This is a genomic window from Flavivirga jejuensis (genome assembly GCF_030540765.1).
Taxonomy (GTDB): Bacteria; Bacteroidota; Bacteroidia; order Flavobacteriales; family Flavobacteriaceae; genus Flavivirga; species Flavivirga jejuensis.
The window spans coordinates 115,611-141,000 of record NZ_JAUOEL010000009.1 but is presented as its reverse complement, the minus strand read 5'-3'; the positions used below and the strand labels follow the sequence as shown (position 1 = coordinate 141,000).

General features: G+C 32.2%; 25 protein-coding genes and 1 tRNA gene. 11 read left to right on the top strand and 15 right to left on the bottom strand.

Annotation, left to right across the window (positions count from 1 at the left end):
• Positions 1-6 precede the first annotated feature (6 nt).
• Positions 7-825, bottom strand: a complete 819-nt coding sequence (map, locus tag Q4Q40_RS21705; protein WP_303304150.1) for a type I methionyl aminopeptidase — start codon at positions 823-825, stop codon at positions 7-9.
• Positions 826-945: 120 nt separating this feature from the next.
• Between map and Q4Q40_RS21700 the strand changes: the two genes are divergently transcribed.
• Positions 946-2,211: an acetyl-CoA hydrolase/transferase family protein gene (locus Q4Q40_RS21700; RefSeq protein ID WP_303304149.1), complete on the top strand. Its 1,266-nt coding sequence runs from the start codon at positions 946-948 to the stop codon at positions 2,209-2,211.
• A gap of 29 nt (positions 2,212-2,240) precedes the next feature.
• Here the strand turns inward: Q4Q40_RS21700 and Q4Q40_RS21695 are convergent, their stop codons facing one another.
• Together Q4Q40_RS21695 and gpmI are read right to left on the bottom strand one after the other, a co-directional pair.
• The gene (locus Q4Q40_RS21695; RefSeq protein ID WP_303304148.1) at positions 2,241-2,645 is read right to left on the bottom strand and encodes a BT0820 family HAD-type phosphatase; all 405 of its coding nucleotides are present in this window, start codon (positions 2,643-2,645) and stop codon (positions 2,241-2,243) included.
• A gap of 52 nt (positions 2,646-2,697) precedes the next feature.
• Positions 2,698-4,215 (bottom strand): 2,3-bisphosphoglycerate-independent phosphoglycerate mutase, encoded by a 1,518-nt coding sequence (gene gpmI / locus Q4Q40_RS21690; protein WP_303304147.1) that lies wholly within the window; start codon positions 4,213-4,215, stop codon positions 2,698-2,700.
• Positions 4,216-4,446: 231 nt separating this feature from the next.
• Here gpmI and Q4Q40_RS21685 point away from each other — a divergent pair, with 231 nt between their 5' ends.
• The gene (locus Q4Q40_RS21685; RefSeq protein WP_303304146.1) at positions 4,447-4,848 is read left to right on the top strand and encodes an ankyrin repeat domain-containing protein; all 402 of its coding nucleotides are present in this window, start codon (positions 4,447-4,449) and stop codon (positions 4,846-4,848) included.
• A gap of 125 nt (positions 4,849-4,973) precedes the next feature.
• Here the strand turns inward: Q4Q40_RS21685 and Q4Q40_RS21680 are convergent, their stop codons facing one another.
• A complete protein-coding gene (locus Q4Q40_RS21680) occupies positions 4,974-5,747 on the bottom strand; it encodes a M48 family metalloprotease (RefSeq protein WP_303304145.1) in 774 nt (257 codons plus the stop codon).
• Positions 5,748-6,062: 315 nt separating this feature from the next.
• On the opposite strand from Q4Q40_RS21680, the gene Q4Q40_RS21675 reads away from it, so the two are divergent.
• A complete protein-coding gene (locus Q4Q40_RS21675; protein ID WP_303304144.1) occupies positions 6,063-6,488 on the top strand; it encodes a GNAT family N-acetyltransferase in 426 nt (141 codons plus the stop codon).
• Between the two features lie 50 nt (positions 6,489-6,538).
• Positions 6,539-6,611 (top strand) — tRNA-Gly (locus Q4Q40_RS21670).
• A gap of 31 nt (positions 6,612-6,642) precedes the next feature.
• Here the strand turns inward: Q4Q40_RS21670 and pepE are convergent.
• Positions 6,643-7,350 carry a dipeptidase PepE gene (gene pepE, locus Q4Q40_RS21665; protein ID WP_303304143.1) on the bottom strand — a complete coding sequence of 236 codons (708 nt, stop codon included), beginning with the start codon at positions 7,348-7,350 and terminating at the stop codon, positions 6,643-6,645.
• Between the two features lie 511 nt (positions 7,351-7,861).
• Here pepE and Q4Q40_RS21660 point away from each other — a divergent pair.
• The 7 genes from Q4Q40_RS21660 to Q4Q40_RS21630 all read left to right on the top strand — a co-directional run bounded on the left by Q4Q40_RS21660 (position 7,862) and on the right by Q4Q40_RS21630 (position 16,317).
• A complete protein-coding gene (locus Q4Q40_RS21660) occupies positions 7,862-8,668 on the top strand; it encodes a carboxypeptidase-like regulatory domain-containing protein (protein ID WP_303304142.1) in 807 nt (268 codons plus the stop codon).
• Positions 8,669-8,772: 104 nt separating this feature from the next.
• Positions 8,773-9,585 (top strand): carboxypeptidase-like regulatory domain-containing protein, encoded by an 813-nt coding sequence (locus Q4Q40_RS21655; RefSeq protein ID WP_303304141.1) that lies wholly within the window; start codon positions 8,773-8,775, stop codon positions 9,583-9,585.
• A complete protein-coding gene (locus Q4Q40_RS21650) occupies positions 9,572-10,369 on the top strand; it encodes a hypothetical protein (protein ID WP_303304140.1) in 798 nt (265 codons plus the stop codon). Before Q4Q40_RS21655 ends, Q4Q40_RS21650 begins: the two co-directional genes overlap by 14 nt.
• A gap of 287 nt (positions 10,370-10,656) precedes the next feature.
• Positions 10,657-11,160, top strand: coding sequence for a DUF6702 family protein (locus Q4Q40_RS21645; RefSeq protein ID WP_303304139.1), 504 nt, complete (start codon positions 10,657-10,659; stop codon positions 11,158-11,160).
• 107 nt (positions 11,161-11,267) lie between these two features.
• Positions 11,268-13,526 (top strand): M1 family metallopeptidase, encoded by a 2,259-nt coding sequence (locus Q4Q40_RS21640; protein WP_303304138.1) that lies wholly within the window; start codon positions 11,268-11,270, stop codon positions 13,524-13,526.
• An 80-nt stretch (positions 13,527-13,606) separates the two neighbouring features.
• On the top strand, positions 13,607-13,894 hold the full coding sequence (locus Q4Q40_RS21635) for a Sec-independent protein translocase subunit TatA/TatB (protein ID WP_303304137.1): 288 nt from the start codon (positions 13,607-13,609) through the stop codon (positions 13,892-13,894).
• Positions 13,895-14,022: 128 nt separating this feature from the next.
• Positions 14,023-16,317 (top strand): ATP-binding protein, encoded by a 2,295-nt coding sequence (locus tag Q4Q40_RS21630; protein ID WP_303304136.1) that lies wholly within the window; start codon positions 14,023-14,025, stop codon positions 16,315-16,317.
• 10 nt (positions 16,318-16,327) lie between these two features.
• Here the strand turns inward: Q4Q40_RS21630 and Q4Q40_RS21625 are convergent, their stop codons facing one another.
• The 10 genes from Q4Q40_RS21625 to kynU all read right to left on the bottom strand — a co-directional run bounded on the left by Q4Q40_RS21625 (position 16,328) and on the right by kynU (position 25,329).
• A complete protein-coding gene (locus Q4Q40_RS21625) occupies positions 16,328-16,969 on the bottom strand; it encodes an O-methyltransferase (protein WP_303304135.1) in 642 nt (213 codons plus the stop codon).
• Between the two features lie 113 nt (positions 16,970-17,082).
• Positions 17,083-18,168 carry an amidohydrolase family protein gene (locus Q4Q40_RS21620; protein ID WP_303304134.1) on the bottom strand — a complete coding sequence of 362 codons (1,086 nt, stop codon included), beginning with the start codon at positions 18,166-18,168 and terminating at the stop codon, positions 17,083-17,085.
• An 8-nt stretch (positions 18,169-18,176) separates the two neighbouring features.
• Complete coding sequence (locus tag Q4Q40_RS21615; protein WP_303304133.1) at positions 18,177-18,701, bottom strand: 3-hydroxyanthranilate 3,4-dioxygenase; 525 nt, start codon at positions 18,699-18,701, stop codon at positions 18,177-18,179.
• Between the two features lie 135 nt (positions 18,702-18,836).
• Positions 18,837-19,619 carry an SDR family oxidoreductase gene (locus Q4Q40_RS21610; RefSeq protein WP_303304131.1) on the bottom strand — a complete coding sequence of 261 codons (783 nt, stop codon included), beginning with the start codon at positions 19,617-19,619 and terminating at the stop codon, positions 18,837-18,839.
• A 1-nt stretch (position 19,620) separates the two neighbouring features.
• Entirely contained in the window at positions 19,621-20,094 is a 474-nt protein-coding gene (locus Q4Q40_RS21605; RefSeq protein WP_303304129.1) for a GNAT family N-acetyltransferase, read from the bottom strand.
• Positions 20,095-20,137: 43 nt separating this feature from the next.
• Complete coding sequence (locus Q4Q40_RS21600) at positions 20,138-21,577, bottom strand: aldehyde dehydrogenase (RefSeq protein WP_303304127.1); 1,440 nt, start codon at positions 21,575-21,577, stop codon at positions 20,138-20,140.
• A 29-nt stretch (positions 21,578-21,606) separates the two neighbouring features.
• The gene (locus Q4Q40_RS21595) at positions 21,607-21,765 is read right to left on the bottom strand and encodes a GIY-YIG nuclease family protein (RefSeq protein ID WP_303304126.1); all 159 of its coding nucleotides are present in this window, start codon (positions 21,763-21,765) and stop codon (positions 21,607-21,609) included.
• A 79-nt stretch (positions 21,766-21,844) separates the two neighbouring features.
• Positions 21,845-22,261: a RidA family protein gene (locus Q4Q40_RS21590; RefSeq protein ID WP_303304125.1), complete on the bottom strand. Its 417-nt coding sequence runs from the start codon at positions 22,259-22,261 to the stop codon at positions 21,845-21,847.
• Between the two features lie 50 nt (positions 22,262-22,311).
• The gene (locus tag Q4Q40_RS21585; protein ID WP_303304124.1) at positions 22,312-23,748 is read right to left on the bottom strand and encodes an FAD-dependent oxidoreductase; all 1,437 of its coding nucleotides are present in this window, start codon (positions 23,746-23,748) and stop codon (positions 22,312-22,314) included.
• 303 nt (positions 23,749-24,051) lie between these two features.
• Positions 24,052-25,329, bottom strand: a complete 1,278-nt coding sequence (gene kynU, locus Q4Q40_RS21580) for a kynureninase (protein WP_303304123.1) — start codon at positions 25,327-25,329, stop codon at positions 24,052-24,054.
• Positions 25,330-25,390: the final 61 nt, after the last annotated feature.

Below are 25,390 nucleotides of genomic sequence, written 5' to 3'. Positions count from 1 at the left end.
AATAACCTATAACACCAAAGCAGTCTGACGAAATTCATCCTCCTCATGACTCACAATACCTAAAGCCTCATGTACATAAGCAAAAGTCGATAGTATTTCTGGTTTTCCGTCTACAATAGCCACATCATGTTCAAAGTGGACACTAGGTTTTCCGTCTTGTGTAACAATAGTCCACCCGTCTTTTAATTGTCTTACCTTGTGTGTGCCTCCATTTATCATAGGTTCTATGGCTACTACCATACCTTCAATAAACTTTTTACCACGACCACGACGGCCATAATTAGGCATTTCTGGATCTTCATGCATTTTTCTACCTAATCCATGACCAACTAATTCTCGAACAACGCCATACCCATGCACTTCACAATGCTGCTGTATAGCGTGGCCTACGTCTCCTACGCGATTGTTAATTTTAAGTTCTTTGATACCAACATAAAGAGACTCTTTAGTTATTTGTATCAGCTTTTTAGTTTCAGGATCTACATCACCAATCTCAAAAGTATACGCATGATCTCCGTAAAACTCGTTCATTAAAGCACCGCAGTCGATGGAAACAATATCCCCATTTTTTAAAGGTGTTTTTGTTGGTAAACCATGTACTACAGCTTCATTCACACTACAAAGTAAGGTAGAAGGGCAGTCGTACAATCCTAAAAAACCAGGTAAGGCACCTTGGTCTCTTATAAATTCTTCAGCAAGCTTATCAAGTTGCATTGTGGTAACACCTTCCTTGACTTCTTTAGCAAGCATGCCAAGCGTTTTTGAAACTATTAAAGCACTTTTGCGCATTAACTCTATTTCCTCTTTTGTTTTTACTATAATCATATTTGAAAAATAATGGCAAAGATACTTAAAATTAAGCATTAATATTTTTATGATAATATGACTTTTGACATTTTTTAGGAGTCTGCTAATGAATACATTTATTGTGATAAATAAAACGAGATGTATAAAATTGTTAGTGCAGAAGAAGCCGTTAAAGTCGTTAAAAGTAATGATAGAATTTATATTCAGGCAGCTGCATCAGCTCCGCAATTATTAATGAATGCCTTAACAGAACGTCATCAGGAATTAAGAAATGTTGAGGTTTGTCATTTACATGTTGAAGGCGACACGGGGTATGCAAACCCAGAGTTAAGCGATAGTTTTCATGTAAATTCATTTTTTATTGGAGATAATGTAAGACATACATTAACAGCAGGAAATGGGTCTTATACGCCCGTTTTTTTAAGTGAGTTACCATTATTATTTAAAAGACATATTTTACCATTAGATGTGGCATTAATTCATGTATCTGTTCCAGATAAGCATGGGTATTGTTCGTTAGGCGTTTCGGTAGAAGCTACTCTGGCAGCTATAGATAATGCAAAAATTGTAATCGCGCAAGTAAATGAGCAGATGCCAAGAATTCATGGAGACGGTATTATTCATATTGCAGAGATCGATTTATTTGTTGAATGTAATGAACCGATACCTACACATGTGTATGGGACTCCATCGGCTATTGAAAATAAAATTGGAGATTATGTTGCTAGTCTAATTGAAGATAAAAGCACATTGCAAATGGGCATTGGAACAATTCCTAATGCCGTATTATCTCGTTTAACGAATCATAAAGATTTAGGATTACATACTGAAATGTTTTCTGATGGCGTTATTGATTTAATTCTGAAAAATGTGATTAATGGAAACTTTAAAGGTGTTAATCCAGGGCGTGCATTAGCTACTTTTTTAATTGGCTCTAAACGATTGTATGATTATGTTGATGATAATCCGTTTGTAGAAGTGCGTGCTTCAGATTATGTGAATGATGTTTCTATTATTAAACAAAACCCAAAAATGGTTGCTATTAATTCTGCTATTGAAGTAGATGTAACAGGTCAGGTTTGTGCAGACTCTATAGGAGCTAAAATGTATTCGGGAGTAGGAGGGCAAATGGATTATATAAGAGGCGCATCTTTGAGTGATGGCGGGAAAGCTATTATAGCATTGCCTTCTATAACAAAAACGGGTATTAGTAGGATTGTCCCATCTTTAAAATTGGGAGCAGGTGTTGTTACGACCAGAGCGCATGTACATCATGTGGTGACCGAATATGGTATAGCTAACTTATATGGGAAAACCATTAAAGAAAGAGTTAAAGCGTTAGTGAATATTGCGCACCCAGACCATAGAGAATCTATCGATAAAGCCTATTACCAATTAATTTGAAAAGAAAATCAAGATAGGTTCAAAAGAGCCTACTTTAGAAAACCGAACAGGCCTTTCTTTTTTTGAATTTTAGGAGGGCTTGTATTAGTAAGCATTTGGTATATTTCACCCCAACCTAAAAGCCCTCCAATATTTCTATCGTCAATAAATAAATCAGCATTAATTTTTCTGCTTACATTATTAGTATATTCCTCTTCTGGAAAACTATTGTTTACAGCATAAAAAATGATACCATGATCTTCACAGAATTTAACGGCTTCTTTTAATCTTCTGCCAGATCTGTAAGTCCATAAAATAAGTCGGTGTCCATCATCTTGTAACTTTGTTAAAGTTTCAAAAGCAAACAATATTGGCTTTCCTATTTTTGGGTATGCATCCTCAACAATAGTTCCATCAAAATCTATTGCAATAATAAGTTGGTTGTTAAATTTCATTTAAGTTACAAACTTGGGTTTATAACAAAAGTACAACAAATTATTTTTTTGTTTAAACTAAAGGATGTTGTGTCATAGATTCTGGTTGTTCAATACCTATTAATTTTAAAATAGTAGGAGCCATATCACCCAAAATACCATCTTTGATCGTTTTTAATTCCTTATCTATTAAAATTACAGGAACGGGATTTGTTGTGTGCGCTGTATTTGGTGAGCCATCTGGATTTATCATGGTTTCACAATTTCCATGATCTGCTATAAGCAATGTCGTATAGTCATTTTCTAAAGCTGTAGTGATAACGTCTTCAACACATTTGTCTACTGCTTCGCAAGCCTTTATAGCTGCTTCCATAACTCCTGTATGACCTACCATGTCGCCATTTGCAAAATTTAAACAAACAAAATCAACATCTCCTTTTTGTAGTTCAGGAATCAATGCATCACGTAATTCGTAAGCACTCATTTCTGGTTTTAAATCGTATGTGGCTACTTTTGGTGAGTTTCTTAGGATTCGCGTTTCTCCATTAAAAGGTTGTTCTTGTCCTCCTGAGAAAAAGAATGTAACGTGTGGATATTTTTCTGTTTCAGCAATACGAATTTGCTTTTTATTATGTTTTTCTAAAACTTCACCTAGTGTTTCGGTTAAATTATCTTTATTGAATATAACGTTTACATTTTTATAAGTCTCATCATAATTTGTAAGCGTAACATAATGTAAATCCAATTTGTGCATGTTTTGCTCATGAAAATCGGTTTGAGATAAAGCTTCGGTTAATTCTCTACCACGGTCTGTTCTAAAATTAAAAAAGATAACAACATCACCTTCTTTGATACTTGCTTGAGGATTACCAGATTCATCAACCATGATAATTGGTTTTATAAACTCATCAGTAATATCATTTTTATAACTTTTTTGAATGGTCTCAGTAACGTTAGTAGATTTTTCTCCAATACTATTAACTAATCCATCATAAGCTAATTTTACACGTTCCCAGCGTTTGTCCCTATCCATAGCATAGTAACGCCCCGTAACGGTAGCCAGTTTGCTATTTGTTTTTTCTAAATGACTTTCTAATTCGGTAAGGAAACCATATCCCGATTTTGGATCTACATCGCGCCCATCTGTAAATGCATGCACAAAAGTTTTGGTTAAACCAAAATCGTTAGCAGCATCTAATAGCCCTAATAAGTGGTTTATATGTGAATGCACACCACCGTCACTTAATAATCCTAAAAAATGAACATCTTTGTTGTTAGTTTTTGCATAATTAAAGGCATCTACCAACACTTTTTCGTTATTTAATGTTTTGTTTTTTACAGCTAAATTAACTTTTACTAAATCTTGATAGACAATACGTCCTGCGCCAAGATTCATATGACCAACCTCGCTATTCCCCATTTGACCTTCTGGTAACCCTACATGTAACCCATCAGTTCTCAATGTAGCGAATGGATATTTTTTATAAAGGGAGTCTATAAAAGATGTGTTTGCATGGTCGATAGCAGACACCTTAGGATCTGGAGAATTACCCCACCCATCAAGTATCATTAAGATAACTTTTTTGTTCATTTTTTTAAATTTTAAGACAAAACAAAGATAAAGAAGTTAAATAAAACATCTTTAAAAATACTAGGTTTTTAAAGGCTTTTTGCGAGTTTTTTAGAAAAGAATAGATCGACTAATTATTTGTGAAAAAAAAGTTAAAAATGTGTTATTTTTTCTTTTTTATGTAACAGATTAGAATTATTGTCGTCTCTTTAGTATATCAGAAAACTAAATCAATAAATTAAATCTTTCATCATGAAAAAAACAATCATTATTACAACCATGGCATTATGTTTCTCTATTGTAGCCGTTAATGCCAAAACTATTACAGAAAACACTAATAATACGAATGTTGAGTATGTATTTAAAGTGAACTCATTTTGTGTTTCAATTGCAAAAGGAGATTTAGAAACAGTAAAAAAACTTATTGACAGAGGTGCAGACGTAAATGAAAAGTCTAATGGAATGACCCCAGCAATGTATGCTGCTAAATTTAACAGAACAGATATTTTAAAGCTTTTAATTGCTAAAGGCGCTAATTTAAAAGCAAAATCTGCTAAAAAAATGACAGCATTAAAATATGCAGAATTGCACGGAGCAAAAGATGCTGCAGCAATTATAAAAGAAGCTATATTAAAATCAAAAAAGAAAAAATAATTATAAAATAAATAATTATTTTGAGTTAGTCGCTCATAAAAAAAACCTTGAAAATCAAGGTTTTTTTTATGAGTTCATGCTTCTATTGCATGGCAGGTAAATCCTTCTTTTTGAGGGATCTGGATTTAATCCTTTTTATTTCTGTGTTTTTCTATGGCTTCTTGAATTTTTTCAATTCTATTATCGGGGTCTGGATGCGTGCTTTGAAATTCTGGAACTCGATTAGGACCAGCTGCGGCTTTCAAAATCTCCATAACACCAATCATCTCTTCAGGGTTATAACCAGCCTTAATCATAAAAAGAACACCAAGATCATCACTTTCTAATTCATCATCTCTTCCATTAGTAAGTAGTGTGTTTTGTCCAATACCACTTATCAGTCCTCCCATATCTGCACCAACAGATCCTGCGGTTGTTAGTCCTTGCCAATATTCACTTTCCGCTATTCTTTCTGCACTATGGCGCCCTAAAACATGCCCGATTTCATGTCCTAGTACTCCAGCCAATTGGTCTTCGTTTTTTAATTTAGAGAATAACGCATAGGTTATAAATATTTGTCCTCCAGGTAACGCAAAAGCATTGATCGTGTTTGGATCGGCCAATAAATGAAACTCATATTGGTACGGTGTATCTTTAGCTATACTGTTATTAACTAGTTTGTTCCCAACATTATCAACCATAGCTTGGTATTCGTTCTTAGGGTGTAATCCACCATGTTGCTGTGCCATTTGAGGCGCATTTTGTAATCCAATAGCAATTTCCTTATCAGGAGTCATAGATATGGTTTGGGTTCTTCCTGTGTAAGGATTCACTTCTTGTTGGCTACACTTTTTTAAAACAAAGAATATTGCAATGGCAGCACCAATTAATAAACGGACTTTAAGATTTTTTCCTCTCATTTTTAATCTAAAAATTCTCCGATCCTTGGATCGGGCCTGCCTGGACAGGCTGGGTTTCCAATTCACCTCTCTCCTTTGAAGAGGTCAGAACTGCCTTTTTTTGCAGTTCTGGGTGATGTAAAATACAAAAAAGATTTTTTTATTTAACGCAACTAAAAATATAAAATTTTAATACATATAGCTGGTTCATTTGGAATTAATATAATTCTAAACAAAAACTAATTACTTGTTAGACCCCATATTTTATTACGAGTCACTAGTCGTAATTATAAAAAATAGAATTAATTTTAGGCAGTCGTTTTAAATAAATAATCTATGTCTTTCATATTTAAAATTATAGAAAAAGAAAATATAAATTCTGTTATTCCTTTAGTGTATAAGCTAAATGAAGATAAAGTTCCTTATGCTATTTTAGAACAGCGTTTTTCTGAAATGATTACTCAAAATTATGAATGTGCAGTAATATATGACAATAATAAAATAATAGGAGTAAGTGGTTTGTGGTTTTGCACAAGGCATTATTCAGGAAAGAGCGTAGAAGCAGATCATGTTTATATAGATGATGCTTACCGAGGTAAAGGTTTAGGGAAGCAGTTTTTTGAATGGATCTATAATTATGTTTTAGAAAAAGGTTGCGAAACTGTTGAGTTAAACACATATGTAGGCAATAATCCTTCTCATAAGTTCTATTATAATGAGGGGTTTAACATTTTAGGATATCATTTTTTGAAAAAGTTATAATTTTTTCTTGCATAAGAGTTAACAGTTTGTATATATTTGCACCCAGTAATGCGAGAGTAGCTCAGTTGGTAGAGCGTCAGCCTTCCAAGCTGAATGTCGCCAGTTCGAACCTGGTCTCTCGCTCTTAAAAGCTTCATAGAAATATGGAGCTTTTTTATTTTAAATGGTCTAACTCTGTTTCTGGATTAACCTCATAAGGCGTTTTATTATATTCGAAAATACGCGCAGTTAAATGTCCTTTTAAAATAATCGAATCATTTTTAACTTCTAGCCAGCTACCTTCTCGTAAGCCTATAACAGGCTGGTTGTTAAAGTTATGGAATTCTTTTATTCTAGTTTCTCTGGTTTCACCCATATGCTTACTGCCCTTATCTGGATCTAAATAATGCGGGTTAATGTTGAAAGGAACAAACCCTAAAGCATTAAAACTTGGAGGGTATACTATAGGCATATCGTTCGTCGTTTTTATAGTAAGTCCACAAATATTACTGCCTGCACTTGTGCCTAAATAGGGGATTCCATTTTTTATAGCCGTTTGTAAGGCGCCTATTAAATTGTTTTTATAAAGTTGATTTGTTAAAACAAATGTATTACCACCGCCAATAAAAATAGCTTTGGCTTTTTTTATGGCTTCAATAGGATCTTCATAAGTATGGATGCCTTTTACTTTTTTATTAATTTTTGCAAAAGCATTAGTAACCGTTTTGGTATATTCATCATGAGATATACCACTGGGTCTAGCATAGGGGACAAAAAGAATCTCTTCGGTTTCTTTAAATAAAACGGTTAAATCATCTAAGATGTAATCTAAATAACCGCTACCATGAATTGTTGAAGTACTTGCAATAATTATATTTTTCATATTGAACACATCTTATTTTTTTGTTTTTTAAAGCCTAGTTGTGATAGGCTATGATAATATCCACATCTTTTTAAGTTATTTTTCCTATCGGTTTTATAGAATTTTAATCTATATAAACTACGACTACAAACTAAACTCTGAGCATCAAACTATAATTAAGACACGAATTGCACAAATTTACACGAATAAAATGAGGTCTCTATGTTTATCATAAACACGAATCAGACTTTCAGTCTATGCTACCATGTCTTTGGCTTGGTAAACAGGTAGGTAGAAGAATTAGTGAAATTAGTGTCTGCTTTTTTATATAATATTATTTTTAATTTTGTCTTGTAAAAAGTCTCTCACCTGAACAAATTTTATCTCATTTTCGGTTAATAACAAAAAGAAACGATGGGTTTATTAAAAATTTTGCACGACAAAATTAAATGAAATATTATGTTTAGGAAAATTTTTGTGGCTTTAGGTATTGGAAAGTCTAATAAAAATGGTATTTTCAATAAAAAATAACATGAAAAAAGCCATTTTCTTTTTTGCATTATTATCTACAATGCATGTGATGTCTCAAGGTATTAAGCGCATACAAATTAGCGGAAAAATAATTGTTGAAAGTAGTGATGTTGCTGGTATTACAATTTACAATGCGTCATCAAATAAAGGGACTATTACTGATGGAAATGGTGCATTTACATTGCGTGTAAAGCAGGACGATTTAATAGAAGTAAGCGCCTTACAATATCAAAATATTAATTTTGAAATTAATGAAGCAATTATTCAATCTAAATCCATGAAACTTTTTTTAATTGAAGAAATTTATAAGCTTGATGAGATTGTTGTTTCAACAAAAGGATTATCAGGGAACTTAAATACCGATATACAGAATACCAATACATTTAAACCCAAATTAGATGCTTTGTATTTTGGGGTTAAATACAGTGATAATCTTGATCTTAAGGATGATTACAGACCTAAAACAAAGAACATGACTATGAATACGCAGCGCCAAAGGATGATTAATGGGCTTAATGTGGTAAATGTGGTCGATCAATTATTACTACCATTATTTAGATCTGGGATTGCAGATAAAAAGGGATCGGGTATTCCCGATGTTCCTGTAGAATCTATTAAGTATTATTTTGGGTCGGAGTTTATAGTTGATAATTTTAATATCCCAACGCACCGAGTTGAAGAATTTATAAGGTTTGTTGAAAGTAAAGATTTTGACTTTTCGTTACTTAACTACGGAAAAGAAATGGAGTTTCTTGAATTATTGAATAAAAAAAGTACTGAATTTTTAAGTTTAGATAAGAAAAAATAATAAAACTGTTTTAAGTTTTAAAAGCTGTTTTAACAAAAGTTTAAAACAGCTTTTTATTTTATTTAAGATTTGAAAGCCGTTCTTTATGCTTTAATTTAAGCAGCTTGAAACTAGTACTAACCCCTTTTATATTCATTTTTTTATCACTTTATGCCAGTGGTCAATCAATCGATAGAATAGAAATAAATGGAATTATTCTTTCGACTGATAATGATGTTGAAGCTGTAACAATCTTTAACACGTCATCGAATAAAGGTACGATCACAAATGAAAAAGGCGTTTTTGTTATTAAAGCTGCATTACGTGATATTATTGAGATCTCAGCATTACAATTTCAAACCGTTTCAATTACTATAGATGCAGACGTTATTAAAACGCAACAATTAAAAATACACTTGGTTCAACAAGTTAACCGATTAGATGCTGTTGTACTTTCGTCTGGTCTTTCTGGAAACATATTAACAGATGTAGCAAATGTTAAAACCATTAAACCTATATATATTGATATGGGTAATATGGATGTGGATTTTGAATATAATGATGTTAAAGCATTCGACAATGAGGTTGTTGTTAATCATTTAAAAGCTATAATTAATCCAGAGGCACGTAATTTTATGCCTGATATTGTGAAAATTTTCAAATTATTAACTAAGAAGGATTTGCCTCTTAAAGTAAATCTATTAAAAGAAAAAGTAAAAGAAAGGCCAGAACAAAAAGATCTTTTAGATGTTTATGATCATAAAGCTATAAGTACCATTTTTAACTTGCCCTTAGAACATGTTGGAGATTTTGTGGCTTTTGTGGAGGAAAAGGGGATAAATTCAGAGCTTTTTAAGCGTGAGAATGAAATGTATCTTATCGAGTTTTTAATAAAACAAAACGAATTGTTTTTAAAACTTCAGAATGTTGAAAATTAAACTTTATAGTACCATACTCTCTTTATTTTGTTTTCAGGGCGTTCTTTCTCAAACGGTAGAAATATTCGGAAAAGTTGAAAGTAAGTCGGATATTGAAAATATTCATGTAATTAATAAGACAGCACAAGTTTTTACAATAACAAATAAAGATGGGGAGTTTAATATGGATGCTAACTTAAATGATACTTTAGTGTTTTCATCTATTCAACATAAACTAAAAGAGGTTGTTGTTTCAAAAAATGTTATTTCTACAAAAGTGATTCTAGTAACATTAGACGAGCAAGTTAATGAGTTGGATGAAGTTGTAGTTGGTAAGGTTTTAACTGGAAATATATTTATGGATATTAAAAACATGGAAGGTAAGCCTCCTGTTAATTTTTTTGACTTAGGTATTCCAGGTTATACGGGTAAATTAGCAACACAAAGTGAAAGACGATTGGACGAAGCGCGTGGTGGTGGTATTAAATGGTATCAGCCTTTAACAGGTTCAGTTCCTTTAAATCCTATATTGAATGCGATTTCTGGAAGAACTAAGATGTTGAAAAATCGTGTAGAAATCGAAACTAAAGAACCATTGATGCAAAGTATAAAATCAAGATTATCAAAAGATTTTTTAGCATCAAATCCATTGGAAGAAAATTTAGTAGCGGACTTTTTCTATTTCTGTGCAGATGATGAAAATTTTATTAAGCGTTGTAAAAACCAAACCGATTTTAACATATTGGTTTTTTTAAGATATAAGTATAGACAGTATATGGAAAATTTAGAAGAAGGTAAAGATTAAGAAACTGTTTAAATTTTATCCTTTAGTTTGTTTTGTAGTCTTAAGTGCTCATTCTGCAGCAAAATTTCTTTAAATAGCGATGCTATTCGCATTTATTTTGTGTTGACTTGAGAACTTAATCTTCCCAAACAGTTTCTAATGCTTTTTGGAATGCTTTTTGAAACATATATTACTAAAGCGTATTTTTATTGTGTATTCATTATATGAATGTTATACCACATATTATAAAACAATAAAGACTAAGCAAGTTAAGTACCAAAATAATTACTTTAGCAAAAAATATATAGATGAAATTAATTAAACCCTTTTTGTTCTTTTTAATTATACCATTTTTTGCATTTACTACACTGCATAAATATTATATAAGTGTGACTCAAATTAATTTTATTGAAGAGAAGCAATCTGTACAAATAACAACAAGAATTTTTATTGACGATTTTGAAAGCCTGTTACGAGAACGCTATGACGAAACTATTACGTTAGCAGGTAAAGACGAACCAAAAACAAACGACACCTATATTGATAGCTATTTAAATGAAAAAATAAAAGTTAAGATTAATGATGAAGAAGTCAATCTTGTTTTTATAGGTAAAGAATATGATGCAGATATTATGCGTTGTTATTTGGAAATAGAACGTGTTGATACTATTAAATCTTTTGAAATTAGCAATAAAGTCTTATTTGATTTATTTGAAGAACAGCAAAACATTATAAAAACAAAAATCAATTCCAAACAAAAAAGTTTTATACTGACTTCCCAAAATGATAATTCATTGTTAAAGTTTAACTAAAAATAAGTTAAAGCATTTTCAGATTCATTATTTTCGAACGTTTTTTGTAATAATAATTCAGTTATTATTCAAATATTCAGTTTATTAAATAAAATATAAAATTGATAATGAAAAAGTTTAAGTATTATTTCCTTTCTGTTGTTTTTATTTCTACGACTATTTTTGCACAAGAACAAGAAAAGGCTAAAGTTCAGGGTCACACAGATCAGAACAAATTCAGACAATTGAAAGATGTGTTACCTACGCCAAGTAATACCAGAACAGCTTCAGGAGCACCTGGTTATCAGTATACGCAACAAAAAGTTGATTACGTCATGGATATTCGTTTAGACGAATCTAAAAATCAGATTTTTGGAAACGAAAAAATAACATATCATAACAATTCTAAAGATTATTTAGATTATTTATGGGTGCAGCTTGATCAAAATATGCGAGCTAAAGATTCAAAAACTCCAGAGGTAGAATCAGAAAATTTCAATGCGACATTTAATGGCCCAGTAAATTTCACTAAAACAAATTTAAAAAAACGTTTTGATGGTGGTTTTAATATTGAGGCTGTTAAAAAATCTGATGGTTCAGATTTATCTTTTATGATAAATCGAACGATGATGCGAATTAATTTACCAAAACCATTAGCTCCAGGTGGAGAATTTAAATTTCAAATAAAATGGTGGTATAATGTTAATAATCATGTTGCAGATGGAGGACGGTCTGGTTATGAGTCATTTCCAGATGGAAATAGTAATTATGTAATAGCTCAATTTTATCCAAGACTTTGTGTTTACGATAATGTTGAAGGGTGGCAAAATATGCAGTTTTGGGGACGTAGTGAGTTTGCTTTAGAGTTTGGAGATTTTGATGTTAAATTAACAGTTCCCGCAGACCATAAATTAGAAGCAACAGGTGTATTGCAAAATGAAAAGGACGTTTTAACAAAAGAGCAGATTAAGCGTTTTGAGTTGGCTAAAAAATCATATAAAGATCCTGTCTTTATTGTAACGCAGGAAGAAGCTGAAAAAGCAGAGAAAGAAAGAAGCACAAAAACGAAAACATGGCACTTTAAAGCAAATAACGTTAGGGATTTTGCTTTTGCAACTTCAAGAAAATTTTTATGGGATGCCATGGCTGTAGATATAAATGGTAGAACTGTTATGGCAATTTCATTATATTCTAAAGAAGGAAATCCACTTTGGGAAGAACATTCAACAAGAGTTGTAGCAAATACATTAGAAGAGTATTCTAAGCTTACTTTTGATTATCCATACAATAAGGCTGTTTCTGTACACGCAGAAATGGGAATGGAATATCCTATGATTTGTTTTAACTACGGAAGGCCTAATCCAGATGGAACTTATTCAAAACGACTTAAAAGAGGTATGATTGGTGTAATTACCCACGAAATTGGACATAATTTTTTTCCAATGATTGTAAATAGTGATGAGCGCCAATGGACATGGATGGATGAAGGTTTAAACTCGTTTGTAGAAACATTAGCAGAGTTAGATTACGATCCTAATTATGAAACAGGTAATTTACCTAAAGATATTGTGCCCTATATGGGAGGAGACCAAAGTTATATTTCTCCAATTATGTCGCAAGGGGATTATGTTTATCAATTTGGACCGAACGCTTATACTAAACCAGCGGCTGGTTTGTATATGTTAAGGCAAACCATTATGGGACCTGAGTTATTTGATTATGCTTTTAGAACATACTCAAAACGTTGGATGTTTAAACACCCAACACCTGCAGACTTTTTTAGAAGTATGGAAGATGCCTCTGCTATGGATTTAGATTGGTTTTGGAGAGGATGGTTTTATACAACAGACTATACCGATATAGGAGTTAAAGAAGTTAAGAGCTTTTATTTAACAGATAAACCATCTGAAAAAGATGAAAAAATTGCTAAGCGATACAATATAAACCTTGATGATTATAAGGATAAGCTGATTTATTTTGCCGAAGTAAAAGAAGGGAAAACGCCAGAAGATGCAAAGAAAGCTTCAGATTTTGAATTCTTAAATAATTATTTAAACAGTTTAAGTGATGAAGAAAAAGCACAGTTAGATGATGCTCCAAAATATTTTTATGAAGTTACTTTTGAAAAACCAGGAGGATTGGTAATGCCAATAATTTTAGAGCTAACCTATGAAGATGGTACTAAAGAGAGAAAAACATATCCAGCACAAATTTGGAGGCATAATGATAGTGAAGTAAAAAGGGTTTTCAAAACTCAAAAAGCAATTACTAATATTATGATAGACCCAGATTTAGAAACCGCCGATGTAGATACGTCAAATAATTCGTGGCCAAGAAAAGTAAAGAAAAATGACTTTGATCAATTTAAAGAAAAGGTTAAAGGATAAAAAAAGAATATTTAAATTAAAAGCCGATTTTATAATCGGCTTTTTTTTATTCTAACAAAACAACTCACTATATTTGCATTGTGATACAATCAGCTACATTTTTATTTATTAGTGGTGCCGAAATAGCAGTTATACTATTTGTTGTTATTATGGTTTTTGGTGCAGATAAGTTGCCAGAAATAGCTCGTGGTTTAGGAAAAGGGATGCGTACTCTTAAAGATGCTACCAACGATATTAAGCATGAAATTACTAAAACTGCTGAAAAAAATGGTATTGATACGAGTATCAAAGACGATGTTAGTAAAGAACTTAACAAAGTTAAAGACAATTTAGATGATTTTACAGGCTCAGTAAAGCGTAAATTTTAATTTACCCCCTGTAGCCTTTTATTTCACACCTTACCTATAAACGTTTTAATTAGTGTTTTCATCGAATATTTTCAATTTCTCATACATTGAAAAATATATTGCGTTACCAAATCTAAAACCCTAACCAAATGAAAACGAGCCTACTTGTATGTTTTCTATGTATTATAACTTCCTCTTTTTCTCAAGACGAGAAAGATATTATTTTTCAAATTGATAGTTTAAATTCAAATGCTTTGATGTTTTATGATAACAACGAAATAATAAATTCGTTATTATCAATTAAGCAATCTAAAAACTTATCCGAATCAATTAATGATATTTATGGTTATGCTTTAGCAAATTTTATTCAGGGACAAATTTATAGTTCTATGCAGGAGTATGATGCAGCCGAAAGGCGATTTGTTACATCGCTTAAATCTTCGTTAGAAATTGATGATAATTATTTAATAGCAAATTCCTTTTTAAGCTTAGGAAAGTTATATAAACAAAAGAAATCATTTGATGAGGTACATCCTTATTTTAAAAATGCTCTAAATTTTGCTTCACTGGGAGATCTTAAAGATCATAATAACCTTGATAAAGAACAGAAAGTTCTATTTGATATTCAAATTAATTTGTGTCAGATATATTTAGAGAATAACTTAACAGGAAAAGCATTAATATATCTTATAAGAGCGGAAGAAAATTTAGATAATTACGACAGAGCAAATTCAGAAAACTATGCGAGTTTAAAGTATGTTCAAGGGTTATATTTTATTAAAAAAGGATTGTTTAATAATGCGAATAAAAAATTTAATGAAGCACTAACATTATTAGAAGAAAACTATAAAAATAATAGTCAAGATTCTAATTTGCTTTTACTTCATGTTTATAAAAAATTAGCCTCGTCTCTAAGTAAACAAGATTTAGATAAGCAAGCTTATAGTGCGCTATTGGAGTATAATGAACACATGTATAAATATATGCATAAAGCGCAATCTGAAAGAAAATTAATTACTGAGTCAAAGTTTCTTATTGAAGATTATAAAAAGGATGCTCAAATAGCAAATTCGGAAAGAATACATCAAGTTGAGGTTACTAATAAAGTAAAAAACTTAAATATTATTATTACGATAGCATTATTTCTATTTCTTGTATCGTTAATAACAGTTTATAAAAGTTATGTTTCTAAAAGAAGGCTGACTAATATTTTAAAAAATCAGAATGAAGAATTGGAGCTTGCTCGAAATGAAGCTGTGAAATCATCAGAATTAAAAACGAAATTTATATCGAATGTAACGCACGAATTAAGAACTCCTCTTTATGGAGTTGTTGGTATAACCTCATTACTTCTTGAAAATAGTGATTTGAGGGAAAGTGATAGTAAACTTATAAATTCACTTAAGTATTCGGGAGACTATTTATTAAATCTTGTTAATGATATTTTGCAAGTAAGTAAAATTGAATCGCAAAAAATAGAATTAAAAAATACTTCTGTTTGTTTAAAAGTACTAATAAAAAACATTGTAGATTCTTTTGATTTTAGATTAAAAGAAACTAATAATAAGATTAACGTATTAATAGATGAGAGTCTTCCAGAATACATAAAATGTGATAATGTAAGATTGTCACAAATTTTAATTAATTTAATAGGAAATAGCATAAAATTTACTGAAAGCGGACGTATTAGTCTTCGTGTAATAATGTTAAATACAAATACAAAAGAAGTTAATATACGTTTTGAAATTGAAGATAATGGCTGTGGAATTCCGCAGCACAAATTCGATGCTGTTTTTGATAATTTTTCACAATTAGACGAAAATAATAATATAAATTACCAAGGTACAGGCTTAGGGCTTTCCATTACTAAAAAATTAGTGGAGTTATTTAATAGTAAAATTGATCTTGTAAGTGAGGTAGGGGTAGGTAGTATATTTAGTTTTAATGTAGCTTTTGAAATAGATAAAGAAGGGGGAAATCAATTAGAATCGAAAAATCAAATAGAAACGAAGTCTTTAAATAGGTATAAGATTTTGGTGGCAGAAGATAATAAGATAAATCAGATAGTTACACAAAACTTATTAAAAAAGGCTAATTATGAACCTGTTATTGTTTGTAATGGATTAGAAGCATTAAATGCAGTTAAAGAAGATGAGTTTGATCTTATTTTAATGGATATTAATATGCCGATTATGAACGGGCAAGAGTCAACCATTAATATTAGAAAATTTAATACTCATATTCCTATAATAGCTTTAACCGCATCAGATGTTGATGATAGTGTAAAAAAGGATAGTGATGGTAATGATATTGGTTTTAATGATATTATTTATAAACCATTTGATAATTATGAATTTTACCAAATAATTGAAACAAACATTCAATTTAGTAAATCAGAATTGTCTAAAAATAATAAATTCATTAATGATGCTTTAATAGCCTAAATTGGTATAATTAAATCTTTCGGCTAATTGTTAATCCATCTCTAATAGGTAAGACTACAGTTTCAACTCTGTTATCATTTTTTAAAAGCGTATTGTATTCCAACAAGGCTTTTGTGGATGTGTCATCAGGTTTTAAATCTTCAAGTACTTTTCCGCTCCAGAGAACGTTATCAGATAAAATAATACCTCCAGTATTTAGTTTATCAATAACTATATTAAAATAGTTAGGATAGTTTTCTTTATCGGCATCAATAAACACCAAATCGAAAGTTATATCTAGATTTGGAATAATTTCCAGAGCGTCCCCTACATGCTGAGAAATTTGATTTCCATAATCAGATTTGTTAAAATACTTACTTTGAAAATCTACTAATTCTTCATTCACATCAATAGTATGCAATTCTCCAGAAGTTTGCATGCCTTCAGCTAAACATAAGGCAGAATACCCTGTGTAAGTTCCTATCTCTAAAACATTTTTAGGGTTAACCAGTTTTGAAATCATACTCAAAACACGTCCTTGGTAGTGTCCGCTAAGCATGCGTGGTTGTAATATTTTTTGATAGGTTTCTCTGCTGAGTTGCTGTAATAATTCTGGTTCGTTTTCAGAATGTTTTACAACATAATCGTCTAATGCTTCAGGTATAAAATGCATGAATATTCATTAATGAAACCAGATATTATCTTTTTAATAACTGGCGAAATTGGTATAGCAAATATACCAATAATCATATAGATACTGTGTTTTAATGGGATACTTCAGTCGTTTTAATTAGCTAGAATTTTATGTATCAATTCTTGTTTCGCAATGGCATCATCACCAAATAACCAGCGTAATATATTGTCTTCCCAGATATCGTCGTATTGTTTTTTATTGATTATGTTCTTTTCTATAGCTAAGTCTAATAATTTGCCAGGATACGAAGATTGTGCATCGCTTTCCATTTCGCCTAAAGGGTAGGGGTCATCTAAGCCCATAATCACTTGATTGCTGCCTTGGCGGTCTATCATGAGCTTTAAGGAGTCGGTATCATGTACTAAGGTATCAAAATAAATATTTGGATGTCCAACAGCTTTTCTTGGGTGGTGCTTTCCTTTAAATAAATCTGGTCTGCCATCAAAGCCTTGAATACGTCTTCCTAAGTTCATTTGTGCTAGTTGTCCGCCATGAGCAAAACAAGTTCTTATACTAGGAAAGCGTTCTTGCATACCATTTAATGTGTAAAAATGATATGCATCACCGCATTGTGCTAACATCCATATTAAATGAAATCGCCATGAGGAATTTTCTAAATTTATCATTTTGTCACCGTCGTAAGGATGTATTTCAATAGCTAATTTATATTTATTAGCCAGTTCAAAAATAGCATCATTTTCTTTGTCGAAAACAGATCGCCACTGTCCGATAGAATCCATAAAATGTGTTGGTAAACACAGTACTTTCATATTTAATTGTTCAACACAACGCTCAATTTCGTATAGTGCGCCGTGTATAAATCCTGGGTGTACTACAAAACCACAGGTGAATTTTTCAGGATGATCAGACTGTACTTTTGCATTAAAATCATTTTGAAAACGGAGTGCTTTTTTCATTTCTTCTAAGCGCAACCCATTACCATAAAGCTGTGATAGGTTTAAAACAACAGCATGATCTAATCTGTTGCGCTCCATCCATTCTAATTTTTCATGTAGAAAGAAACTGGAATCTGTTACAGGTCTTCTCCAGCCTTTTTGAAGCATGTATTTGCGTTCATCATCTACCCAGAAAATTTCTTTTTCTTTCATGAATTGAGGGATTTCCTCGGGGTAAGGAAGTAAATGTGAATGCCCATTAATGCGGAGTTTACGTGCCATATTTTTATTTAAACTTTTTTTGGAGCTTCCATTTTTGTACCACACTTATTACAAGTGCATTTTTTTTCGTTAGAGTAGTATTTGTTAAAAATCTTTGGCATATCAGTTTCTATATTATCAAGCTTGAATTTTTTTCTATACAATAAATTATTGCAGTTTTCGCAGTACCACTCTAAGGCATCTTTCATTTTTTTAGAACGTGGATACTCAATAACCAAACCAACGGTATCAGCAACGCGTTGTGGGGAATGTGGTACTTTGGGAGGTAGTAAATAAATATCACCTTCCTTAATGTGTACATCTTTTGGGATTCCTGCGTCTATGATTTTTAAAACCATATCACCTTCAACCTGATAGAAAAATTCTGGAGTCTCGTTATAATGATAATCTTTTCTATTATTAGGGCCACCAACAACCATCACAATAAAATCACCATCTTTCCACACGCATTTATTGCCTACAGGCGGTTTTAAAAGATGTCTATTTTCTTCAATCCAAGTTTTAAAGTTTAAAGGGGAAACTAATTTATTCATAAAAAGCCCTTCTTAATCTCCTCTATGGGGGAGAAACTCAAATCGGGTATTTGAATTTTTGTTAAACATAGTATTTTATATAAAGATAATATATTCATATAATTTTTCCTTCCCTTTGGGAGGGTAGGGTCGCTTTTACAAGCTTTTTGTTCGTCCGCCATCAACAGGCACGTTAATTCCATTAACATAACTAGCAGCTTCACTTGCCAAAAAAGTAATTACATTAGCTGTTTCTTCTGGTTTAGCAAAACGTTTCGCTGGGGTATGGTTTTTCATGATTTCAGTCATTTCTTCAACCGATATGTCTGCACCATTCGCTTTAACTTTAATAATGTCTGCTAAACGCTCGGTTTCTGTAAAGCCTGGAAGCACGTTGTTTACGGTAATGCCAAAAGAACCTACTTCGGTAGCCAAAGTTTTACTCCAATTACCAACTGCACCTCTAATTGTATTACTAACACCGAGACCAGGGATGGGCTCTTTAACAGATGTAGAGATAATGTTTATAATTCTTCCAAAGCCTTCTTCTTTCATAAACGGAATAGTGGCTTGAGCCAGTACATGATTACATTTAAGATGTTGTATGAAAGCATTCTCAAATTCTTCTAAACTGGCTGTTAAAATATTGCCGCTTCTTGGACCGCCCGTATTATTTATAAGAATATGAAACCCATGATTATTGTTTGTAAACTTGATTACTTTCTCTTGCAAATCTCTAGGATCTGAAAAATCGGCCACAATAAACCTATGGTTTTTATTTTTTGGTAATTCTTCTAAAACGGCTTTAAGTTTTTCTCTGTTTCTGGCTACTAGTGTTACATTTGCGCCTTCTTGTGCTAATGCTATGGCTGTTGCTTTACCAATGCCTTGTGTACTTCCACATACTAAAGCGTTTTTATTATTTAAGTTTAGATTCATATTATTCGTAAATTATTTTAGCGCGATCGCTTAATTTTTCCATTAATTTTTCAGGACTTTTAATTCCTGTAAACCCAAATTTTTTATAAAGTGTGTGTGCGTCTTTCGTGGCCAACATCCATTTATCAATAGCTTTTAATTCTGGAAAGTTTAATATTTCATCGATTAATAATTTTGAGTAGCCTTTTCCTTGGTATGTTTCTATAACAAAAACATCTAAAAGGTAGGCAAAAAATACTTTATCTGTCATCACTCTGCTGTATGCAATTTGATGTCCTTCATGAAACAAACCAAAATTTATAGTATTTTCCATGGCCATTTTTTGTTCTTCGAGGGTTCTTGATTCTCCCCAATAAGAGTTTTTTATAAAGGTATAGATAAGATCTAAATCCATATCATTGGTTTCAGATGAAAAAAATATACCTTTTTTTATTTCAATCATTGTTTCTTTTGTATTATTAAGATGCTGAATCATGTTTTGACTATGTTTATTTGGGGTTTAGCATGAGAGCTAGTTGTTAATATTTTATACATACATTTTTTGCTTCGGTAAAAAACCTTAAAGCTTCAAAACCGCCTTCACGGCCAATACCAGAATTTTTTATACCTCCAAAAGGAGTTCGTAAATCGCGTAGCATCCATGTGTTTACCCATACAATACCAGATTGTAATTGATTGCTCATGCGCATGGTTCGTTTTAAATTGTTTGTCCATAGTGTTGCTGACAGACCATATTTTACTTTATTAGCCATTTGTAAGACATCATCTTCACTGTTAAATGGCATTATCGTTACTACAGGGCCAAAAATTTCTTCTTGATTTACTTTGCATTCATCTGTTGACACTTCAATAACTGTCGGCTCTAAATAATAGCCATTTTCGTAACCCTTAACAATAACCTTGTTGCCTCCGTAAAGAATTGTTCCATTATCTTCTTTAGCAATATTGATATATTGCATCACTTTTTCCAGATGTGGTTTAGAAACTAGAGCACCTATATTTGTTGATGTTTTGGATGGATGCCCCACTTTAAGTTGTTTTACTTTTTTTATAAAATCAGTTTTAAAGGTTTCATAAATGGATGCTTCAACAAAAATGCGACTCCCACATAAGCAGATTTGTCCTTGATTAGCAAAAGAAGATCGTACTGTTGTTTCCAACATATCGTTATAATCGCAATCTGCAAAAATGATATTTGGGTTTTTGCCTCCAAGTTCCAGAGATAATTTCTTAAACATAGGGGCGGCTATTTTTGCAATGTGTGCACCTGTTGCAGTACCCCCTGTAAAGGAAATGGCTTTAATATCTGGGTGTTCTATAATGGCTTGTCCTGTTGTAGTGCCTAAACCATGAACAATGTTTAAAACGCCTTTGGGTAAACCCGCTTCGTTACAAATTTCACCTAACAGGTAAGCGGTAACGGGTGTGATTTCACTTGGTTTGGCAACGACACAATTTCCTGCTGCTATGGCTGGAGCAATTTTCCAAGTAAAAAGATAGAGTGGGAGGTTCCAAGGTGAAATACAAGCTACCACACCAATAGCTTGTTTAAGTGTATAGTTAATGGCATCCTGCCCTATGCTTTCATGACTCTCGCTAGCAAATTGAGTGATGGCATTGCCAAAAAAACGAAAGTTGCTTGCTGCTCTTGGAATATCGATGGCTTTTGCTAAACTAAGCGGTTTGCCGTTATCTTTACTTTCGGCTTCTGCAAAGCGCTGTGAATTGGCTTCTAGTAATTCTGAAATTTTAATTAGGATTCTGCTTCGTTCTTCCAGAGTGGTTTGCGACCAACTTGGGAAAGCAGATTTTGCTGCTATGTATGCGTTTTCTACATCGTCTTTTGACGAGTTTGGTATGCGTCCATAAACTTCTCCATTTGATGGATTGTAATTGTCAATCCAATTGTTTGATGATGGATTATGAAATTGACCGTTTATGTAGTTTTGGATGTTCATTGGTTTGTCTGGCCGAGCGCAGTCGAGACTTATTTGGTTTTTAAATTATACTTTAAATGTGTCGCATTTCTGCATTCTTTGTTTAACTCTCTTTGATGTTCGTTAAAACGTTTTGATAAATTATTTGTACCTCCAGTATAAGTTAGATCGTCATTACACTTTAATATATAAACATAATAGTTTCTCATTATTAACTTCTCGTTAAGCTTTGCTAAGTATCTTCAATATAAAACATATTTTATATTTCAATAATGCTCGAGAGGACATTTAGTTAAAATTATTCTTTTTATAAGCCACAACCTTAATTTCTACTACTAAATCTGGGTGTGGCAATTGGTGTACTGCAACAGTGGTTCGCGTAGGACCTGTTTCTATATCAAAGAATTCTGCGTAGGCTTTATTGTAACCCGCAAAATCATTCATATTTACTAAAAAGGATGTGACATCTACTACATCTTTTAATGTTGCATCTTCTTTGGCTAAATTCTTTGCTATGTTTTGTATTACTTCTCGGGTTTGAACCTCAATATTTAAATGTTTGGTTCCCATTTCGTCAATAATATCGACACCAGCAATCGTATTATCTGCTCTACGGGAACTAGTGCCTGATATAAATATAAAATCGCCCACACGTTTGGTGTGTGGATAGGCGCCTCGTGGTGTTACATTGTTTGTTTCTTCCATATTTTTTATTCCTGTCTTCCTTAAAAAAGGAAGGTGTCGTTTTTGTAATGCTATTTTAGTCCAGCAATTTTGTCTTCTTCTAAAATCTCTTGAGTTTCAGTTTTTACTTTCTCTAAAATAGCTTTTAATTTCTCTTTTGTCGCATGGTGTCTTTCGTCTTCACCCAAGAGAAAATCTGTTGAGATGTTACCATCAGCAAGCATATTTAAAATGGCTTTGTCTTGGGCGCGCCCTTTTAACATGGCTTCTCTATAACCTATATTTTCATTGAATGTTACTAATGAATATTTTGATGCATAGTCATTTGGAAAATTTTGTTCTAAAGCCATCTCTAATTTACGCTTTTCTTGAAATATAGGGTTGGCAACATGGTCTTTCATTTCATGAAAATTATCTATAGCTAGATCTGCAATAGCGTCGGTGTCTTTTTTGCGAGTTTTCTCATAGGTTTTAAATACAGTTTCCCAATTACCTAACTTTTGATCTAAAACGGCATCAAATTCAACCACATCTTCAAAAGAGGCATTCATACCTTGTCCGTAAAACGGCACAATGGCATGGGCAGAATCCCCCATTAAAAGCGTATTGCCTTTATAATGCCAAGGCGAACATTTTACAGTACCTAATGCTGCTGTTGGATTATTAAAGAAATCTTCAATAAGGTTGGGCATTAATTGTAAGGCATCTGGAAATTCTTTTTGAAAGAATTCTGAAACTATTTCTGGTGTTGTTAAATTATTGAAATTGTATTTTCCTTCGTCGTAACTTAAAAATAATGTGACTGTAAAACTACCATCTAAATTAGGTAAAGCTATTAACATAAAAGTACCGCGAGGCCATATGTGTAATGCGTTTTTATGCGTTTTATAATCGCCAGTTTCAGTTGGGTGAATACTTAATTCTTTATAGCCATGTGTTAAATAGTCTTGTGAAAAACTGAATAAGAATTTTTTGCCTAAATAGTAACTTTTTCGCATTGCAGAACCAGCACCATCTGTGGCAATAATAGCATCGGCATCTTCTATGAATTCAGAGTTTGTTTCGTAGTCTTTAAATAATGCGGTTGTTTTTTTGAAATCTACCGATTTACATTTTTTATTGAAATAGATGGAGACGTTTTCATGTTTTTCTGCTTCGTCTAAAAGTAATGCGTTGAGTCCGCCACGAGACACGGAATTGATGTATTCATGGTCGCGTCCGCTATAATTTGATAAAAAGGTGTTGCCTTCTTTATCATGGATCATACGTCCGTTCATAGGGATGCAGAGTGCTTTTACTTTATCTTGGATACCAACCAATTTCATGGCTTTGTTACCACGATTTGAAAAGGCTAAATTTATGGAACGTCCAGCACTTATATCTACTTTGCGTAGGTCGGAGCGCATTTCGTAAACCGAAACATTATAACCTCTTTGACCTAAGCGTAAGGCAAGGAGGGAACCGCAAAGTCCAGCGCCTATAATGAGTATGTTTTGTTGTTTATTCATATTTGGTACCCTGAACTTGTTTCAGGGGTTATTTCTAATCAATTTATAAATGAGTTCTTAGATACTTCAAAAACGAGTGTAATAACTCTTTTATTGGCTTCAATTGTAGTTAAAACTATATGTTTTACTGTATTTCGCTTTAAGCTTCTAATAAATTTTGACACGGATTTTCACGAATTTACACGAACTCAGTTTTACAATGTTATTCTTTTTTTATGTTTATCAAGTAGTCAGATTTTTTACGTTTTAAAAAATAAAATTCCTAAAAGAGGTTTTTTGTCAGCCATTAATATTTTTTGTTTTTTAGACAAGATCTATGCTATTTAATATTTCTTTTAATTTATCAACCATACGATAAACGTCTTCAAATGAATTATAAAGGGGTGTGGGTGCACAACGAATCACATCAGGTTCTCGCCAATCGCTTATTATTCCTGCTTCTGTTAATTTATCATGTAATGTTTTATCTGCATTTAAAACTTGAATAGATAATTGGCAACCACGTGCTTCTGGGTTTTTAGGTGTTATTATTTTAATAGTATCTTCTCCTAATTGGTTTAACAAAAATTCAAAGTAGCCTGTTAGCTTTTTAGATTTATCGGTCAGTTTTTTGATGCCTACTTCATTAAAAATATCTAAAGAGGCTTTAATGGCAGCCATCGATAAAATTGGCGGGTTACTAAGTTGCCATCCTTCTGCTCCTGGGAGTACATCAAACTCGTGACGCATATTAAAACGTGTTTGCTTGTTATGGCTCCACCAGCCTGTAAACCGATTTAAATCCTTGTTATATGCATGTCTTTCATGTACAAAGCAACCAGATAAGCTTCCTGGTCCAGAATTTAAGTATTTATAGGTGCACCAAACGGCAAAGTCTGCCCCAGAATCATGTAAATTAAGTGCCACATTTCCAGCGCCATGAGCGCAATCAAATCCAACGATACAATCATGATTATGTCCAAGTTTTGTAATGCGTTTTAAATCGAAATATTGCCCTGTGTAATAATTTACACCACCAATCATGACTAATGCTACTTCGTTGCCCTGTTTTTTAAGAATAGTTTCTAAATCTTCGTAGCGTAACAGGGTTTCATTTTTTCTAGGTTTCCAAAGAATTAGTCCTTCTTTATCATCAAAACCATGATGTCGTAATTGAGATTCTACGGCATATTTATCGGATGGAAACGCATCGCTTTCAATAATTATTTTGTAGCGTTTTTTAGTCGGTTTATAAAACGATACCATCATAAAATGAAGATTAGCGGTCAACGTGTTCATGGTAACCACTTCTATAGGTTTAGCACCAACAACGTTTGCCATACTTTTGGTTAAAAATTCATGGTATGGTAACCAAGGGTTTTTAGCTTCGGTATGTCCGTCTACGCCTAAATTTGCCCAATCTTCAAGTTCTTGATTTATATATGCTTTTGTTTGTTTTGGCTGAAGTCCGAGTGAGTTTCCTGTCATGTATATCAATTCATTTCCATTTTTGTTTTTAGGGATATGAAATTGATTGCGATAATTAGAAAGTTCATCTAATTCATCTTGAAGCTTTGCGTAATCTAATGTTGATTTATGCATCTTAAAGCTAGTGATTTAATGTTTTATTTATAATTATACTAATGAAAAAATTGCTTTTGTT